This is a genomic window from Cutibacterium sp. LaCa_255, from assembly GCF_057458005.1.
Genome location: NZ_CP190956.1, coordinates 1,281,101 through 1,298,714, shown reverse-complemented (window position 1 = coordinate 1,298,714; position 17,614 = coordinate 1,281,101). Strand labels below are relative to the sequence as shown.

The following is a 17,614-nucleotide window of genomic DNA, read 5'->3' as shown; positions in this document are numbered from 1 at the left end:
CCCGGTATCTCCTGTCGAACTCACAAGGCTCCATTCCCGTCGAGATCAGACCATCATCTGGCGATCAGAGGGTCTGACCGGCTTCGGCAGCACTGACCGCGAACCCATGAGATACGCGTCGACACCGTTGGCCGCCGCCCGTCCCTCCGCAATGGCCCAGACCACCAGGGACTGACCACGACCCGCGTCACCACAGGCGAAGACTCCGGGGACGTTGGTCTCGTAGGCGTCGTTCCGGACGATGTTTCCGCGACCGTCGAGTTCCAGTCCAAGTTCCTGGACGACCCCATCATGCTCGGGGTGGGCGAATCCCATCGCGAAGATGACCAGATCGGCCGGAAGGTCGTGCTCACTGCCCTCGTCAGCGATGAAGACCCGGTTTTCGTCACGATGGCCCGAGACCACTCGGACGGCCTTGACGTGGCCCCCGTCATCGCTGACGATCTCGACGGTGTTGGTCGAGTAGATCCGTTCGCCGCCCTCCTCATTAGAGCTGGAGACACGCAGGATGAGCGGATAGGTCGGCCACGGCTGATTGGCCGGACGATCCTTCGGCGGTTCGGGGTTGTACTGCAGCTGGGTGATCGATGCCGCCCCCTGACGCACCGCAGTGCCAACACAGTCATTGGCGGTGTCTCCCCCACCGATGATGACGACGTGCTTGTCGTCGGCGCGGACCTGGTCGGGAACATCGATCCCAGCCAGCACCTTGTTCTGCTGGGTGAGGTAATCCATGGCGTAACAGACACCGTCGAGCTCGATCCCCGGGGCGTCCAGCATGCGCGGCACGGTGGCACCGGTGGCCAGGACGACGGCGTCGAACCGCTCGCGCAGCTGCTCGCCGGTGATGTCCACGCCGATCTCGATGTTCGTCTTGAAGACGGTGCCTTCCAGCACCATCTGTTTGATACGACGATCCAGGACCGACTTCTCCATCTTGAAGTCCGGGATGCCGTAGCGCAGCAGGCCGCCAATGGCGTCGTCCCGCTCGTAGACAACGACGGTGTGGCCGGCGCGGGTGAGCTGCTGGGCTGCTGCCAGACCGGCAGGACCGGACCCGACGACGGCGGCCGTCTTGAGGGAGTGCCACTCGGGGACAATGGGAATGACGCGACGGTCCTCCCACGCCTTGTCGATGATCGCGACCTCGACGTTCTTGATCGTCACCGGGTCACGGTTGATTCCCTCAACGCAGGCAGTCTCGCAGGGGGCCGGACACAGGCGACCGGTGAACTCCGGGAAGTTGTTGGTCGCCAGCAGAGACTCCAGTGCCTCGCGCCACTCGTCACGCCAGATGAGGTCGTTCCAGTCCGGGATGAGGTTGCCCAGCGGGCACCCGGTGTGGCAGAACGGCACACCACAGTCCATGCACCGACTGGCCTGATCAGTGATGATCGGCAACAGGGCGTGGCCGGGGCCTCCGGGGTAGACCTCCTTCCAGTCATGGATGCGCTCCTCGACCCGACGACGCTCTGCCTCCTGTCGCGGCACCTTCATGAAACCGTGCAGATCAGCCATGGGACACCTCCATGAGAAGTTCGGTCGTCTCGTTGTCGTCCAGTCCGCGTTCCTCGGCCTCGACCATGGCCTTCATCATCTTGGCGTAGTCACGCGGCTGCACCTTGGTGAAAGAGTTTCGGATGTACTCCGGGCCTTCGGCCAGGATCTCTCCGGCGAGGGTCGATCCGGTCTCGGTCTGGTGCAGCGTCAGCAGCTCGATGACGCGATCGACGTCTGCCTCTTCCATCGGCAGGGCGTCAACCATCTCCGGGTTGAGCCGGTCGGCGTCGAGATTGCGGACCCATGCCACCCCGCCCGACATGCCGGCGGCGAAGTTGCGTCCGGTGGAGCCGAGGACGAGCGCCTCTCCCCCGGTCATGTACTCACAACCGTGGTCGCCAACCCCCTCGACCACCGCTGTGGCTCCGGAGTTGCGCACACAGAATCTCTCACCCGCCTGGCCGCGCAGCAGGATCTGCCCGGAAGTAGCGCCGTAACCGACGACGTTTCCGGCGATGATCTGATCACGGGGACGGAAGGGCACCTGCGGGGCCGGGGCGACGATCACCCGGCCACCGGACAATCCCTTGCCGACGTAGTCGTTGGCGTCTCCGACGAGCCTCATCGTCATACCGCGTGGCACGAAGGCACCAAAGCTCTGACCAGCGGTACCGGTGAAGGTGAGATCAATGGTGTTGTCGGGAAGCCCCGTGCCATTCGTCGCCACCGTCACCCGGCTGCCGAGCATCGTGCCGACCGTGCGATCGACGTTGCGGATGCTGATCTCCCGTCGAATCGGGGTGCCGTCGGTGAGGGCATCGGCACACATGTCGATGAGCTTCATGTCCAGGCTCGTAGCCAGGTCGTGGTCCTGGTCGCAGACATGGTGCAGCGGGGTGCCCTCCGGCAGTTCCACCTGGTGCAGGATCGGTAAGAGGTCGAGGCCCTTGGCCTTCCAGTGGGTGATGGCCTTACGGGTGTCGAGGACCTCGACATGGCCCACGGCTTCGTCGATGGAGCGGAATCCCAGCTCGGCGAGGATCTCGCGAGTCTGCTCGGCCATCATCATCATGAAGTTGACGACGTGGTCAGGGTCCCCGGCGAACTTCTTGCGTAGCTCAGGGTTCTGGGTCGCCACGCCAACCGGGCAGGTGTCGGTGTGGCACTTGCGCATCATGACGCATCCCTCGACGATGAGCGCCGTGGTTGCGAACCCGAATTCCTCGGCGCCCAGCAGGGCGGCGATGACGACGTCTCGTCCGGTCTTGAGCTGACCGTCGCACTGCACGACGATACGATCCCGCAGGCCATTAAGAAGCAGGGTCTGCTGGGCCTCGGCCAGGCCGAGCTCCCAGGGACCACCGGCGTGCTTGATCGAGGTCAGCGGAGCCGCGCCGGTTCCGCCGTCGTGGCCCGAGATAAGCACGACGTCGGCCTTGGCCTTCGAGACACCGGCAGCAACCGTGCCGACTCCGGTCTCGGCAACCAACTTGACGTGAACCCGGGCCCGCGGATTGGCGCACTTGAGGTCGTGGATGAGCTGCTTGAGATCCTCGATCGAGTAGATGTCGTGGTGAGGCGGCGGGGAGATGAGCCCGACACCTGGGGTCGAGTGGCGAGTCTTCGCAACCCACGGGTAGACCTTCGGTCCGGGGAGCTGGCCACCCTCACCGGGCTTGGCTCCCTGGGCCATCTTGATCTGGATGTCATCGGCATTGACAAGGTACTCGCTCGTCACGCCGAATCGTCCGGAAGCCACCTGCTTGATGGCCGATCGACGCTCCGGATCGTGGAGACGCTCGGGATCCTCGCCACCCTCACCGGTGTTCGACTTGCCGCCGATCCGGTTCATGGCAATGGCCAGGGTCTGGTGGGCCTCCATGGAGATCGAGCCATAACTCATGGCGCCGGTGGAGAATCTCCTGACGATCTCGCTGGCCGGCTCGACCTCCTCCAGCGGCACGGCCGGACGATCGTGGCGGAACTCCAGCAGGGACCGCAGGGTCATGAGTCGGCTGGAGTTGTCGTTGATGTGGTCGGTGTAGCGGCGGAACTGGGCGTAGTCGTTGGTGCGAGCCGCCAGCTGGAGCCGGAAGATCGACTCCGGGTCTACGAGGTGTTCCTCTCCCTCCCGACGCCACTGGTAGTGACCGCCGGGCTTGAGGGTGCGGTGGGCGAGACGTACACCGGTTTCGGGGTAGGCGCTGAGGTGACGAGCAAGGATCTCGTCGGCGATCTCGGTCAGTCCGATTCCCTCGATACGGCTGGTCGTCCCGGTGAAGTACTCGTCGATGAACTCCTGGGACAGGCCGGTGGCTTCGAAGATCTGGGCACCGGTGTACGAGGGGATGGTAGAGACGCCCATCTTGCTCATCGTCTTGAGGACACCTTTGCCGAGGGCCTTGTAGACGTTGTGGATGGCGATCTCAGGGTCAGCCGAGACCCACACCTCGTGGCGGGCCATGTCCTCAGCCGACTCGAAGAGCAGGTAGGGGTTGACCGCCGAGGCTCCATAGCCCATGAGAAGTGCGACGTGGTGGACCTCTCGGACGTCACCGGCCTCCACGACCAGTCCGGCCTGGGTACGCGTCTTCTCGCGAACCAGATGGTGGTGGATGGCGGAGGTGAGCAGCAGGGACGGGATCGGGGCCAGCTCACGGGTAGCGTGACGGTCCGAGAGCACGATGATGGTGGCTCCATCGGCGATGGCCTCGGAAACCTCGGCCCGGATCTCCTCGATGCGACGTCGCAACCCGTCACCGCCTTCCTCGACGGAGAAGAGTCCCCGGACGACATGGGTCCTGCGGTCCGGGTGCTCACCGTCGGCATCGATGTGGACGATCTTGGCGAGCTGGTCGGAGTCGATGATCGGGTATCTGACGACCACCTGACGGCAGGACTCCGGTCCGGGTTCAAGCAGGTTGGCCTCGGGACCGATGGTACCTGTCAGGGAGGTGACGAGTTCCTCACGAACGGCGTCCAGCGGCGGGTTCGTCACCTGGGCGAAAAGCTGACTGAAGTAGTCCCACAACATTTGTGGCCGATTCGACAGAACAGCCAGCGGAGTGTCGGAACCCATGGCTCCCGTGGCCTCTGCCCCCTGGTTCGCCATCGGGGCAATGAGCATCTTGAGCTCCTCGGAGGTGTAGCCGAAGAGCTGCTGACGACGGGTGACGGACGCGTGGGAGTGAACGATGTGGGTGCGCTCGGGCAGGTCGTCGAGGTCGATGCGACCCTGATCGAGCCACTCTCCATAGGGCTTGGCAGAAGCCAGTCGGGTCTTGATCTCGGCATCGTCAACGACGCGATGCTCCGAGAGATCGGCGAGGAACATACGTCCGGGCTTGAGGCGTCCCTTCTCGACGACGTGGGCCGCCGGCAGGTCGAGCACACCGGACTCGGACGCGAAGACGACCAGTCCGTCATCGGTCACCCAGTACCGGGCGGGACGCAGACCGTTGCGGTCAAGCACTGCGCCGATCTGATTGCCATCGGTGAAGGTGACGCAGGCCGGACCGTCCCAGGGCTCCATGAGGAAGGAGTGGAACTCGTAGAAGTCGCGCAGCTCCTGAGTCATCTCGGTGTTCTTCTGCCACGCCTCGGGAATCATCATGAGGACGGCGTGCGGCAGGGAGCGTCCTCCCAGGTGGAGCAACTCGAGCACCTCATCGAAGGAGGCCGAGTCCGATCCGGTCGGGGTGCAAATGGGGTACAGCCGAGCCAGGTCACCTGGGATGAGGTCGGACTTCAGCAAGGCCTCACGAGCCTGCATCCAGTTGCGGTTGCCGCGCACCGTGTTGATCTCGCCGTTGTGGGCGATGAGTCGGTACGGGTGGGCCAACTCCCAGGCCGGGAAGGTGTTCGTCGAAAACCGGGAGTGGACCAGGGCCAGTGCGCTGGACAGGTCGGCGTCGTGGAGCTCGGGGAAGACCTCCTCGAGCTGGTTAGTCGTCAGCATCCCCTTGTAGACCAGGGTCCGCGAGGACAGAGAGGCGAAGTAGACCCCGGCCTCGTGCTGGGCACGTCGCCGCAACACGAAGGCCAGCCGCTCCAGATCCATGCCAATACGACCGTCACGGGCACGAATGAGGAGATGCTCGAAATGGGGCATGGTGCCCAAGGACACCTTGGAAAGGGTGTGGGTGTGGACCGGGACCTCACGCCATCCCAGCACCTCGATGCCCTCGTCCGCAGCGATGAGCTCGATGGCAGCGCGGGCGCGGGCACGTTTGGCCTCGTCAACGGGCATGAACGCCAGGCCAACGGCGTAGGCCCCAGGTTCCGGGAGGCGGATTCCGGCTACCCGTCGCAGGAAGGCGTCCGGAACCTGGAGGAGAATGCCTGCGCCGTCGCCAGCGGCCGGATCAGCGCCAGTGGCACCACGGTGGTCAAGATTGCGCAGTGCCTCAAGTCCTTGCTCGACGATCTCGTGGCTGGCCACACCTGTCATGGTGGCCACGAAGGCCACGCCGCAGGCATCGTGCTCGAACTGGGGGTCGTAGAGGCCCTGTCGGGGGCGATGGCCGAAGATCATCGGTACTCCTTTCGACGGAGACAGGTGTGCTGCGATTGCGCAGCCACACCCGACCCGGGGACAGACTGTCACACGATGACCACGCCTTGACACATTTGTCCGGGTTGTGGGCTCATCGCGGCAGAATCACTGGGCTTGAGCTGCTGGGCGACCGCTGTGCTCGTCATCCTTGCCATGCCGGCGCTGCAGGATGATCAGAATGACGACCGCGCCGGTGAGGACGACCAGGGCGGTGACGTCGTTGAGTCGCCATTGTCCCACGTGATGGGCCGGATCGATGCGCAGCCGCTCCACCCAGAAACGACCAAAGGTGTAGACCACGACATAAAGGGTGAACAAACGGCCATGGTCGAGCTTCCAGCGACGATCCGCCCAGACCAGGAACGCCGCCCCTGCCAAGCTCCACACCAACTCGTACAAGAAGGTGGGATGAAAGGTTGCGTACTGCAGATACCCCGCCGGTCGATGGGCGAGGTCGATCTCAAGTCCCCATGGCAAGGTCGTCGGGCGGCCGAAGAGCTCCTGGTTGAACCAGTTCCCGAGACGTCCGATGGCCTGAGCGGCCAGGATGCCCGGTGCCAGGGAATCGGCCACCGAGGCGAACATGATCCCCTTGTGGCGGCAGTACCGCCAGATCGCCAGGCCTCCCAGGGCGATGGCGCCCCAGATGCCGAGCCCGCCTTCCCAGATGTAGAAGCAGTGGTACCAGGTACGGCCGGGACCGAAGTAGAGCTGATGGTCTGTGATGACGTGGTACAGGCGCCCACCGATGATGCCAGCGACGACCGCGAGGGCACATAACTCCTCGAAGTGCTCCTGCTTACCACCTCGAGAGAGGTAGCGACGCTCGCCACTGGTGTAGGCAATGACGATTCCGGCCAGAATGCACAGGGCGTAAATGTGAATCGTCAGCGGTCCGAGGTGAAAGGCCTCGACCGATGGGCTGGGGATCGACAGCAGGTTCACTGGAGTCGCGCCCGCCGCACTCCGGACACCAGGTCATCGACGATGGTGCGCATCCGGTCGATACCGACGTGTGCAGTCTCCCCCTGCTCCTCCGCCTCGACGAGGGCGCGGACAAGAGCGGACCCGACGATGACACCGTCGGCGAAGGAACCAACCTCAGCTGCTTGGTCACCGTTGGAGACGCCCAGACCGACACCGACGGGAATCTCGGAATTGACGGCCTTGACGCGAGCCACCAATTCGGGGGCGGCCGAGGAGGTCTGGGCGCGAGTTCCCGTCACCCCCATGACGGAGGTGGCGTAGACCCAGCCACGGCAGGCGGCGACGGTGGAGGCCAGCCTCTCGTCGGTCGAGGACGGGGCGACCAGGAAGACTCGGTCCAGACCATGGGCCTCCGACGCCGCCATCCACTCCTCCGCCTCGTCAGGAGTGAGGTCAGGGGTGATGAGCCCGGCCCCGCCGGCCGATGCCAGATCTCGGGCATACGCGTCAACCCCGTAGTGCTCGACGAGATTCCAGTAGGTCATGACGACACACGGGGTGCCGGTGTCGGCCACCGCCTCAGCAGCGAGCAGGGTGTCACGAGTGCGCACCCCGCCCTCGAGTGCTCGAGTGGTGGCGTGCTGGATGACGGTCCCGTCCATCATGGGGTCGGAATAGGGCATCCCGATCTCGACGAGATCGACGCCGATACCAGTCGTACCGGTCGTGAGAGCCTTCATGGCGTCGATAGAATCGGGTACCGAAGGGTGCCCCACCGGCAGGAAACCAACCAGGGCCGGACGATTCTCCTCACGGGCCTTCAGGTAGGCACTCGCACTTCTGGTCATTCCATACCTCCGGTGGTGGCGTCAACACTGCCGTCGATGTCGAACCAGGTGAGGGCGGTGTCGACGTCCTTGTCCCCTCGTCCCGACACGGTGACGATGACGATCGGCGGCTCACCGCCGTGGTCCGGCAGATCCTTGACGATCCGCAGCACGCCGGCCACGGCGTGAGCCGACTCAATGGCGGGCATGATGCCCTCGGTCTGGGTGAGGGTGCGCAGAGCCTTCATGGCGTCGCGGTCGTTCACGGGAAGATAGGTGGCTCGCTTGTTGGCGGCCAACCAGGAGTGCTCGGGACCGACACCGGGGTAGTCCAGGCCGGCCGAGATAGAATGGGACTCCATCGTCTGACCGTCCGCGTCCTGCAAGATGTAGGTGCGAGTGCCGTGCAGCACGCCGACCGAACCTCCGGTGATCGACGCGGCGTGACGTCCGGTCTCGAGGCCGTCACCGCCAGCCTCGAATCCGTAGAGGCGAACCTCGGGGTCATCGATGAACTGGGCGAAGGAGCCGATGGCGTTGGATCCGCCGCCAACACAGGCACAAACCGCGTCCGGAAGTCGCCCTGCGCGGTCGAGACACTGCTGACGCGCCTCAGCGGAGATGACTCGCTGGAACTCGCGCACCAACTTGGGGAAGGGATGCGGGCCAGACGCGGTGCCGATGAGGTAATGGGTGTCGTCAACGTGGGCGACCCAGTCGCGCATGGCCTCGTTCATGGCGTCCTTGAGGGTACGAGAGCCAGCTTCCACGGCGAAGACCTCAGCGCCCAGGAGTTGCATACGAGCGACGTTGAGAGCCTGACGCTCGGTGTCGACCTGGCCCATGTACACCCGGCATTCCATGCCCATCATGGCGGCGACGGTGGCCGTCGCCACCCCGTGTTGACCTGCACCGGTCTCGGCGATGAGGCGGTGCTTGCCCATTCGTCGGGTCAGCAACGCTTGCCCCAGCACGTTGTTGATCTTGTGCGAGCCGGTGTGGTTGAGGTCCTCACGCTTGAGCAGGACCCGCACCTCGCGGCCGGTCTGCTCGGCCACGTACTCGGAGAACCGGGGGGCCTCCGTCAGTGGGGAGGGGCGTCCCGCGTAGTCACGACGCAGTGCATCCAGCTCGGCGTCGAAGTCGGGGTCAGCGAGGGCGGCCTCAAAGGTCTTCTCAAGCTGGTTGAGGGCAGCCTGAAGTGCCTCCGGGACGAAGCGGCCACCGAAGGCGTCGAAATGGCCGTGGACGTCGGGCAGGTCTCGTGCGGACATGGTCGTCCTTTCCGTTGGATGTCAGGCGTGGTCAGACGGTGGCGCGATGGATCTCACGCAGCACCTGGGCTGGTTCACCGTGGCGAACCAGCATCTCCCCCACCAGCACCGCATCGGCACCACATTCGTGGGCCTCGACGGCGTCGTCCACGCAGAGGATTCCAGACTCAGCCACCTTGACGGCATTCTCCGGCAATTCGCCAAGAAGGGTGCCGAAGATGGCCCTGTCGACTTCGAGGGTCTTAAGATTACGGGCGTTCACCCCGATGACTCGGGCGTCAAGGGTCGCTGCCCGAGCAGCCTCCTGTGGGGTGTGAACCTCGACCATAGGGGTCATGCCCAGCTCGGTCGCAAGATCGTAAAGGCGTCGCAACTCGTCGTCGGGCAGAGCAGCGACGATGAGGAGGACGAGATCGGCGCCGTGAGCACGGGCCTCGAGCACCTGGTACTCGGTGACGACGAAGTCCTTACGGAGAATCGGAATATCGACCTTTTCCCGCACCGCGTCGAGGTCGGCGAGGGATCCCTGGAAACGACGCTCCTCGGTGAGAACACTGACGGCGGCTGCCCCGCCAACCCGGTACTGATCGGCCAGCGCAGCAGGATCGCCAATCGGCGCGAGGTGTCCCTTCGACGGACTAGACCTCTTGACCTCGGAGATGACCGACAGACCAGGAGCGGTCAGCCGAGGAACGGGGTCAATTGCGGGTGTGACGAGGTCGATGGCCTCGCGAAGGTTGTCCGAGGTGACCATGAGCTGGCGCTCGTGGAGATCCTCGAGAACACCAGCGATGATCTCGTCAAGAATTGTTCCGGTAACGGTGGGCGACATTCAGCGTGCTCCGCCATAACCCATGGCGCGCATCACCAGGGTGACGACACCGCCAAGAACGACGAGAGCAGCGCCGACGATGCAGGTGATCCAGCTGGGGCCAGACATGGCACCGACGGTGGCGACGATGAAGCCAATGAGGGCGACGATCGAACCCGCCCAGTTCGCGGGGCTCCCACCGTGCTTGTACTGACGAGTGGCGCGATCAACGCTCATGGTGTTCCCTCCGGTGGTCAGGCGCGGCTTATTCCACGCAGCTGGTCGATGATGCGGGTGGACTCCCCGAGCTGGTCAGGGGTGCCGTCGGATACCCGCAACGCGGCGAATCCAGTAATGATCCTACTCTGATTGGCCGTCGGCGCGGGCCTACCGACCATTGTGTGAGCCATTCCCGCCCTCGTGGGCCGACTCGTCAGAATTCGATTCCGACGACTCAGGTTCTGCCTGCGACCGGGCCACTGGTTGAGTCCGGAAATCCGCCAGGGTGGGATCCTCTCCCCTGTCCAGGGCATCCCACGCGGATCGCGAGTCGCCGACCAGTTCTCCGGTACGACGGGCCGAACGGCTGGGCCAACGGTCGGCGAAGGCCGCCACCCCGGCGCCGGTGACAATCGTCAGGGCTCCGGCCACCAGACACACCCATGGCCATGGCGTGACGGTCATCTGCGGCGCTCCGGCGTCGACCCCCTTGGCAGCCCACTGATGTGGCGACGCACTGCGGTGGGTGAGGACGACAGCCGCGATCCCGACGCCGACCAAGGCCTGCACGATTCCGGTGACGCGACGACCGACCGTCTTGACGACGAGGAGGAGGGCCACCGTGATGACGAGCATGAGGACGGTCGCCGTGATCAATCCTCCCGTGACGTCAGCACCTGTCAGTCCAATTCCGGCACGCTCCATCCAGGTTCGCCTGGATGCGACGCTGACGAGGATGGCAGCCAGGATCGGGTAGGCGTCAAGAACCACTCGCCACACGACTGGGATTGGAGTCCTCACTGTGCGTCCTCCCGCAGGGGATGCAGGGTTCCCGCATCTTGAATCGCCTGGATAACGGCCGCCGCCTTGTTCTGGCACTCAGCGTTCTCCTTGGCTCCGACCGAGTCCAACACGATTCCGGCTCCGGCCTGCACATGGGCAACCTGATCCTTGAGGACGGCAGTCCGGATGGCAATGGCACAGTCCGAATTGCCGTGCAGATCGAAGTACCCGACGACGCCACCGTAGACGCCACGTCGGGTGGTCTCGAGCTCCTCGATGATCCGCATGGCGGAAATCTTCGGTGCCCCGGACAGGGTGCCAGCCGGGAAACACGACATCGTCACGTCGACGGCGTCCAGGCCGTCAACGATCTGTCCGGTCACCGCCGCCTCCAGGTGCATGACGTGGGAATATCGCCCCACGTGCATGAACTCGGTGACGTTGACAGTTCCGGGCACGCAGACCCGGCCCAGGTCGTTGCGTCCCAGATCGACGAGCATGGTGTGCTCGGAGCGCTCCTTGGGGTCGGCCAGCAGCTCGTCCTCCATGGCCCTATCCTCGGCCGCAGTGCGTCCGCGCGGGCGGGTACCGGCAATGGGGTGAGTCGTCGCGACACCGTCTGCCACCGTCACCAGAGCCTCCGGGGAGGATCCGATGACGTCGAATCCAGGTAACCGCAGCAGGTAGAGGTAGGGACTGGGATTGGTGCGACGCAGCTGACGGTAGATGTCGAGGGCATCGGCCTCGGTCTCGACGTCGAAGCGCTGGCTGGGGACGACTTGGAAGATGTCACCGTCGCGAATGCGCTCGATGGCGGTGTCGACCATCTCGCTGAACTTTTTGGGCGTGCGTTGACGATGTACCTGACTCGCGGCGCGGTCCACGGCACGGGCCGTCAGCACCTCCCGCGGCTCGGCCAACCTCGTCACCATCGCCTCGAGGGCGTCAACCGCGTCGTCGTAAGCCTCATCGAGATCGGTTCCGTCCACCACCTGGTTGGAGATGAGCCACAGCTCACCGCGTTGGTGGTCGAGGACCGCCATCTCCCCGGCGAGCATGAGGCATGCCACCGGGAGGTCCAGATCATCGACGAGATCGTCGCCGATATCCTCCAGACGACGAACCATGTCGTATCCGATATATCCAACAAAACCGCTCGTCAAGGGTGGAAGGCCAGACTCTGCCGGGGTATTCAGGGCGGCCAGGGCCTCCTTGAGGGCGCCGAGCGGGTCATCACTGACCGTCAAACCCGCAGGCGGTTCGCCGATCCACTCCACCGAACGCCCGTCGGACGTCAGGGCGCAGCGAGTAATGACCCCGATGAAGGACCACCGCGACCAGATGCCCGACTCCGCGGACTCCAGCAGGAAGGTCAGTCGTCGGTCCCCGCAGAGATGCTGGTAGAGACCAATCGGGGTGTCGTCATCGCAGATCAGTTTGGTCCGCACCGAGACGACAGTATGCTCCTCCGCCAGGGCAGCGAACTCCTCACGTGATGGGGTGACGTCGATCATCACTCGGCCACCTCGTCCAGGAGCACATCGGCGTCGAAACAGGTGTGGTCACCGGTGTGGCATGCCCCTCCGACCTGGTCGACGCGAAGTAGCAGGGTGTCGCCGTCACAGTCGAGTTGAACCGAACGAACGTGCTGGGTGTGGCCGGAGGTCTCCCCCTTGACCCAGTACTCCTGACGCGACCGGGACCAGTAGGTCGCACGACGGGTGGTCAGGGTGCGGGCCAGGGCAACATCGTCCATCCAAGCCATCATGAGGACGTCCCCGGTCGTGGCGTCCTGGACCACGGCAGGTACCAGACCGGCGTCATTGCGTCGCAGGCGCGCTGCGACGTCGGGGGCGAGAGTGGGTTCTTCGGTCAGCACGGGCCCATTGAACACCGAACCACCGACATTCTGGAGTCCGCGCCGCGGTTCGGACCGGTGCTGGCAAGATGGGCTCATAGTTCGAAGGAGGACCTGAATGTCCATTGCACGAGACGAACGAGCCGGACTGGCTGCAGACCTGTCACGACTTGGCCCCGATGCCCCGACTCTGTGCGAGGGATGGACCGCCCGAGATCTGCTGACCCACGTCCTGCTCCGGGAGAATGATCCATTGGCCATCCCCGGCATGGCCGTCAGCGTCTTCGACGCCGTCACACAGGCCCGTGCGGACAAAATGGAGGCGTCGGGATCCTTCGAGGATCTGGTGGCACGCTTCGCTCAGGGGCCAGACCGCTTCTCGATCTTCCGCGTTCCGGGGATGGACGCCGCCGCCAACTCGATGGAGTACTTCATCCACCACGAGGATCTGCTTCGGGCCCAGCCCGGCTGGCGACCCCGACAACAGGGCCACCGCGCCGAGCTTCAACTGGCAGGGATCATCCGTAAGTACGGACGTGCTCTGACTCGTCGCTCCCCGGTGGGCGTGCGCGCGGAGATGACCGGACTGGGGGACCCCGTCACCCTTCATCCCGGTGACCGCATCGTTACCATCGTCGGCAAGCCCTCGGAAATCCTCCTACTGCTCACCGGACGCACCTCGGTCGCCCAGGTCGACGTCCTCGGTGAGCCGGACACCCTCTCCGAGTTCATGCGCTCCGACCACTCGTTGTGAGAGCCGGGGCGCAGGAACTCAACAGCGTGGGTCAGGAGAGCTTCTCGAGGATGAGCTCCCTGACCCGCTTGGCGTCTGCCTGACCCCTCATGGCCTTCATGACCTGACCAATGAGGGCACCGGCCGCCTGGACCTTGCCACCACGGATCTTCTCGGCAATCTGCGGGTTGGCAGCGATGACGTCGTCAACAGCAGCACCAAGGGCGGCGTCGTCGGAGACGACGGCGAGACCGCGTCCGTCGACCACCTGCTGAGGATCTCCCTCGCCAGCGATGACACCGTCGATGACCTGACGGGCCAGCTTGTCGGTGAGGGTGCCGTCGTCAACGAGCTTCTGCAGTTGGGCGACCTGGGCCGGGGACATACCGACCTCGGGCAGGTCCGCCCCGGCCTCGTTGGCACGACGGGACAGCTCGGTGAGCCACCACTTGCGCGCGGCAGCGGGCTGGCAGCCAGCGTTGACGGTCTCCTCAAGGAGGTCGAGGGCGCCGGCATTGACGACCGCAGTCATCTCCAGCTCGGAGAACTGCCACTGGGAGGCCAGACGAGCTCTCTTGGCAGCTGGAAGCTCCGGCAGGCCAGCACGCAGCTCCTCCACCCATCCCCGGGACGGCGCGATCGGAACCAGGTCCGGCTCGGGGAAGTAGCGGTAGTCCTCGGCGTCGGACTTGTCGCGTCCGGCGATGGTGTATTCGCCGCTCTCCTGCCACATCCGGGTCTGCTGACGAACCTTGCGTCCCTCGGCCAACACGAATCCCTGACGCTGGATCTCGTAGGTCAGGGCTCCTTCGACCGAGCGCAGCGAGTTGACGTTCTTGGTCTCGGTACGGGTGCCCAAGGTGCTGCTACCGCGTGGCATGAGGGAGACGTTGGCATCACAACGCAGGTTGCCTCGTTCCATCTTGGCCTCGGAGACTCCCAGAGCGATCATGATGTCGCGCAGCTGAGCCATGTAGGCCCGTGCCACCTGCGGCGCCTTGGCTCCCAGTCCACGGATCGGCCTGGTGACGATCTCGATGAGCGGGACGCCGGCGCGGTTGTAGTCCATGAGGGAGTGGCTGGCACCGGAAATACGTCCGTCGGATCCGCCGACGTGCAGGGACTTTCCGGCGTCTTCCTCCATGTGGGCACGCTCGATCTCGACACGGAAGACCTCGCCGTCGACCTTGACATCGAGGCAGCCGTCGTAGCAGATCGGCTCGTCGTACTGCGAGGTCTGGTAATTCTTCGTCATGTCCGGGTAGAAGTAGTTCTTCCGGGCCATGCGGCACCACTCGGCGATCTTGCAGTTGAGGGCCAGACCGATGCGGATGGCCGACTCGACGGCGTGGCCGTTGATGGCCGGCATCGATCCGGGAAGACCCAGGCAGACCGGGCAGACGTTGGTGTTGGGATCCTTCTCGGTGTCCGTAGAACATCCGCAGAACATCTTGGTCGCCGTCGACAGCTCGACGTGGACCTCGAGTCCGATGACCGGCTCGTAGTCAGCCATCACCTCGTCATAGGGCAGCAGCTCGTCCGTCATCATGCCTCTCCCCTCAGCTCGGGAACCTTCGCAAGCAGCGGGGCACCCCACTTCTCGTTCAGCAGCCGTTCCAGGGCCGCACCGACCCGGTAGACGCGGTCATCCGCCATGATCGGGGCCATCACCTGCATACCGACGGGCATCCCGTCGGTCTCGGACAGGCCGATCGGGAAGGACCCAGCAGGGCTGCCGGCCATGTTGGCCGGAATGGTGCACAGGTCGGAGCGATACATCGCCATCGGGTCGGCCGTGCGCTCCCCCAGTCGGAATGCCGTCGTCGGGGTGGCCGGGGAGACGAGCACGTCACAGGTCTTCCAGGCCTTCTCGAAGTCACGTTGGATGAGGGTGCGGACCTTCTGGGCCGAGCCGTAGTAGGCGTCGTAGTAGCCGGCCGACAAGGCATACGTACCCAGGATGATGCGACGCTTGGCCTCGGCACCGAATCCGGCGCCACGGGTGGCACGCATGACCTGCTCGGCGGATTGCTCGCCGTCATCATCGACGCGCAGGCCGTAGCGCATGGCGTCGTAGCGGGCCAGGTTGCTGGAGACTTCAGCGGGTTGGATGAGGTAGTAGGCAGGCAGGGCCAGGTCGAAGTTGGGGCAGGAGACCTCGACGACCTCGGCTCCCGCACTCGTCAGGATCTCGACGGCCTCGTCGAAGCGTGCCTCGACCTGCGGGTCGTACCCCTCACCGGCGAATTCGGTGACGACACCGATCCGCATTCCGGCGACATCCGGCTGGTTCGCAGCCTCGACGATGGCCGGGGTGGGCTGGTCGATGGTCGTCTGGTCCATCAAGTCATGACCGGCGATCACCTGGTGCAGCAAGGCCGCATCCAGGACGGTACGAGCGCAGGGTCCGGGGGTGTCCAGGGAAGACGCCATCGCGATGACGCCGTACCGGGACGTCGACCCGTAGGTCGGCTTGATGCCGACGGTGCCGGTCACCGCACCGGGCTGACGAATGGACCCTCCGGTGTCGGTACCGAGAGCCAACGGGGACTGGAAAGCAGCCAGGCTGGCGGCAGATCCGCCGCCCGAGCCACCAGGAACTCGGTCGAGGTCCCACGGGTTGTGGGTGGGGCCGAAGGCAGAGGTCTCGGTCGAGGATCCCATGGCGAACTCGTCCAGGTTCGTCTTGCCCAGGATCACCATGCCGGCGTCCTTGCATCGGGTGACGATGGTCGAGTCATAGGGCGGGATCCATCCCTCCAACATCCGGGACGAGGCCGTGGTGGCCAGTCCCTTGGTGCAGAAGAGATCCTTCACGGCCAGCGGCACACCGGCCAGCGGACCGAGCTTCTCACCGTCGGCGATCCGAGAGTCAACCCGTCGGGCAGTTTCCAGGGCACCGTCGTGATCAACCAGAAGGAAGGCACGCACGTCGCCGTCGACCTCGCCGATCCGGTCCAAGTGTGCCTGGGTGACCTCCTCGCTGGAGACCTCGCGGGACGCAATGCGTGCGCCGAGTTCGGCGGCGGTCAGGGTCACGAGCTCGTTCACTGTGCCTCCTCGTCCAGGATGCGGGGCACACGGAAGCGCTGATCCTCACTGCGGGGGGCCATGGCCAGGGCGTCATCAGCCGACATCGACTCCTTGATGACGTCCTCGCGGAAGACGTTGGACAGCGGCAGAGCGTGCGAGGTAGGTGGCACGTCGTCGGTGGCGACGGCTGACACTGCGGCCACGGCGTCGAGGATCGCGTCAAGCTGAGGAGCCAGATACGCGGTCTCGTCGTCAGTGAGGTCGATGCGTGCCAGGCCGGCCAGGCGGACGACGTCATCCGGCGTGAGGGCCACGATGAATCTCCTGGTTGGCGGCATGGGGGCGGGAATGCCCTCGGACTATCCTAGGACCACTGGCCGACACGACTGCCAGATGAGCACCTCCGTCCTTGATGATGACCCGCCGGAACACGAATTCAGTTTGGGATCGTCGGATCCACCCGCAACAATGAGTGAGTGCTCATGATTCGTATTCAGCTGCCAGACACGCCGGGTTCCCTGGGGTCGGTGGCGACCGCCATGGGCACCGCCGATGCCGACATATCCGCGATTGAGATTGTCGAAAAGGGCGATCACTACGTCGTCGACGACTTCATGCTGACCCTTCCTCCGACCACGATGCCTGACACCTTGGTATCGGCCTGCGACATGCTTGACGGAGTTCACGTGCTGTGGCTGAGCAGGTATCCGGAGAATTGGAGTATTGAGTCCGACATCGCAGCCCTGAATCGGATGTCCGAGGACCCGAAGCATTCCGCCGAGATTCTCTGTGGTGCCGTCCCGGTCGTCTTCCACACTCATTGGTCGGCACTCTTCGATGCCGATGAGCAGGTCATCATCTCTACTGCCCTGTCTCCGGAATTCACTCCTGAGGGCATCGCACGTCTGACACCGATGGATCGCTCCCATGTCGCTGAGCTCGAGGCTGGCTGGATGCCAGGTTGGGGTGACACCGTCATCGCCGCTGTCCCACTATCGAGGGGGCGCTGTCTGGTTGCCGGACGTCAGGGAGGCCCAGGGTTCCTGGCTTCCGAGCTCAATCGTCTGCAGCACATGGCCGCTCTGGCCAACTGA

Annotated in this window: 15 protein-coding genes; 2 read left to right on the top strand and 13 right to left on the bottom strand. The window is 64.6% G+C overall.

The genetic code is table 11. The features are described from left to right. Positions 1-45 precede the first annotated feature (45 nt). From ACP8ML_RS05800 to hisI, 10 genes are all read right to left on the bottom strand, one after another. Entirely contained in the window at positions 46-1,518 is a 1,473-nt protein-coding gene (locus ACP8ML_RS05800) for a glutamate synthase subunit beta (protein ID WP_065672731.1), read from the bottom strand. Continuing rightward, the gene (gene gltB / locus ACP8ML_RS05795; RefSeq protein ID WP_065672730.1) at positions 1,511-6,034 is read right to left on the bottom strand and encodes a glutamate synthase large subunit; all 4,524 of its coding nucleotides are present in this window, start codon (positions 6,032-6,034) and stop codon (positions 1,511-1,513) included. Before gltB ends, ACP8ML_RS05800 begins: the two co-directional genes overlap by 8 nt. Positions 6,035-6,160: 126 nt before the next feature. Then, positions 6,161-7,000 carry a prolipoprotein diacylglyceryl transferase gene (lgt, locus tag ACP8ML_RS05790; protein WP_065672729.1) on the bottom strand — a complete coding sequence of 280 codons (840 nt, stop codon included), beginning with the start codon at positions 6,998-7,000 and terminating at the stop codon, positions 6,161-6,163. After that, positions 6,997-7,830, bottom strand: coding sequence for a tryptophan synthase subunit alpha (trpA, locus tag ACP8ML_RS05785; RefSeq protein WP_065672728.1), 834 nt, complete (start codon positions 7,828-7,830; stop codon positions 6,997-6,999). The genes lgt and trpA overlap by 4 nt, the downstream gene beginning before the upstream one ends. Continuing rightward, positions 7,827-9,083 (bottom strand): tryptophan synthase subunit beta, encoded by a 1,257-nt coding sequence (gene trpB / locus ACP8ML_RS05780; RefSeq protein ID WP_065672727.1) that lies wholly within the window; start codon positions 9,081-9,083, stop codon positions 7,827-7,829. Before trpB ends, trpA begins: the two co-directional genes overlap by 4 nt. A gap of 31 nt (positions 9,084-9,114) precedes the next feature. Continuing rightward, positions 9,115-9,915: an indole-3-glycerol phosphate synthase TrpC gene (trpC, locus tag ACP8ML_RS05775; protein WP_065672726.1), complete on the bottom strand. Its 801-nt coding sequence runs from the start codon at positions 9,913-9,915 to the stop codon at positions 9,115-9,117. Continuing rightward, positions 9,916-10,131 carry an HGxxPAAW family protein gene (locus tag ACP8ML_RS05770; protein WP_004811364.1) on the bottom strand — a complete coding sequence of 72 codons (216 nt, stop codon included), beginning with the start codon at positions 10,129-10,131 and terminating at the stop codon, positions 9,916-9,918. It abuts the gene before it with no gap. 150 nt (positions 10,132-10,281) lie between these two features. Beyond that, positions 10,282-10,863, bottom strand: coding sequence for a Trp biosynthesis-associated membrane protein (locus ACP8ML_RS05765; protein ID WP_065672867.1), 582 nt, complete (start codon positions 10,861-10,863; stop codon positions 10,282-10,284). Between the two features lie 47 nt (positions 10,864-10,910). After that, positions 10,911-12,410 (bottom strand): anthranilate synthase component I, encoded by a 1,500-nt coding sequence (locus ACP8ML_RS05760; protein ID WP_065672725.1) that lies wholly within the window; start codon positions 12,408-12,410, stop codon positions 10,911-10,913. Continuing rightward, positions 12,410-12,775 (bottom strand): phosphoribosyl-AMP cyclohydrolase, encoded by a 366-nt coding sequence (gene hisI, locus ACP8ML_RS05755; protein ID WP_171048551.1) that lies wholly within the window; start codon positions 12,773-12,775, stop codon positions 12,410-12,412. The genes ACP8ML_RS05760 and hisI overlap by 1 nt, the downstream gene beginning before the upstream one ends. Positions 12,776-12,872: 97 nt before the next feature. Between hisI and ACP8ML_RS05750 the strand changes: the two genes are divergently transcribed. Next, the gene (locus ACP8ML_RS05750; protein WP_065672724.1) at positions 12,873-13,508 is read left to right on the top strand and encodes a TIGR03085 family metal-binding protein; all 636 of its coding nucleotides are present in this window, start codon (positions 12,873-12,875) and stop codon (positions 13,506-13,508) included. Positions 13,509-13,539: 31 nt separating this feature from the next. On the opposite strand, the gene gatB is transcribed toward ACP8ML_RS05750, so the two are convergent. The 3 genes from gatB to gatC are packed head-to-tail and all read right to left on the bottom strand — an operon-like array spanning position 13,540 to position 16,858. Further along, the gene (gene gatB, locus ACP8ML_RS05745; RefSeq protein WP_065672866.1) at positions 13,540-15,033 is read right to left on the bottom strand and encodes an Asp-tRNA(Asn)/Glu-tRNA(Gln) amidotransferase subunit GatB; all 1,494 of its coding nucleotides are present in this window, start codon (positions 15,031-15,033) and stop codon (positions 13,540-13,542) included. Further along, complete coding sequence (gatA, locus tag ACP8ML_RS05740; protein ID WP_117189043.1) at positions 15,033-16,538, bottom strand: Asp-tRNA(Asn)/Glu-tRNA(Gln) amidotransferase subunit GatA; 1,506 nt, start codon at positions 16,536-16,538, stop codon at positions 15,033-15,035. The genes gatB and gatA overlap by 1 nt, the downstream gene beginning before the upstream one ends. After that, positions 16,535-16,858 (bottom strand): Asp-tRNA(Asn)/Glu-tRNA(Gln) amidotransferase subunit GatC, encoded by a 324-nt coding sequence (gene gatC, locus ACP8ML_RS05735; protein ID WP_036910368.1) that lies wholly within the window; start codon positions 16,856-16,858, stop codon positions 16,535-16,537. The genes gatA and gatC overlap by 4 nt, the downstream gene beginning before the upstream one ends. Before the next feature lie 144 nt (positions 16,859-17,002). On the opposite strand from gatC, the gene ACP8ML_RS05730 reads away from it, so the two are divergent. Next, positions 17,003-17,614: an ACT domain-containing protein gene (locus ACP8ML_RS05730; protein WP_016667602.1), complete on the top strand. Its 612-nt coding sequence runs from the start codon at positions 17,003-17,005 to the stop codon at positions 17,612-17,614.

Coding starts and splice junctions, on each gene's coding strand:
- trpA (WP_065672728.1), bottom strand. CDS start 7,830: ATGACCAGAAGTGCGAGTGCCTACCTGAAGGCCCGTGAGGAGAATCGT.
- ACP8ML_RS05750 (WP_065672724.1), top strand. CDS start 12,873: ATGTCCATTGCACGAGACGAACGAGCCGGACTGGCTGCAGACCTGTCA.
- ACP8ML_RS05770 (WP_004811364.1), bottom strand. CDS start 10,131: ATGAGCGTTGATCGCGCCACTCGTCAGTACAAGCACGGTGGGAGCCCC.
- gltB (WP_065672730.1), bottom strand. CDS start 6,034: ATGATCTTCGGCCATCGCCCCCGACAGGGCCTCTACGACCCCCAGTTC.
- ACP8ML_RS05800 (WP_065672731.1), bottom strand. CDS start 1,518: ATGGCTGATCTGCACGGTTTCATGAAGGTGCCGCGACAGGAGGCAGAG.
- trpB (WP_065672727.1), bottom strand. CDS start 9,083: ATGTCCGCACGAGACCTGCCCGACGTCCACGGCCATTTCGACGCCTTC.
- ACP8ML_RS05730 (WP_016667602.1), top strand. CDS start 17,003: ATGATTCGTATTCAGCTGCCAGACACGCCGGGTTCCCTGGGGTCGGTG.
- ACP8ML_RS05760 (WP_065672725.1), bottom strand. CDS start 12,410: ATGATCGACGTCACCCCATCACGTGAGGAGTTCGCTGCCCTGGCGGAG.
- gatC (WP_036910368.1), bottom strand. CDS start 16,858: ATGCCGCCAACCAGGAGATTCATCGTGGCCCTCACGCCGGATGACGTC.
- trpC (WP_065672726.1), bottom strand. CDS start 9,915: ATGTCGCCCACCGTTACCGGAACAATTCTTGACGAGATCATCGCTGGT.
- gatB (WP_065672866.1), bottom strand. CDS start 15,033: ATGACGGACGAGCTGCTGCCCTATGACGAGGTGATGGCTGACTACGAG.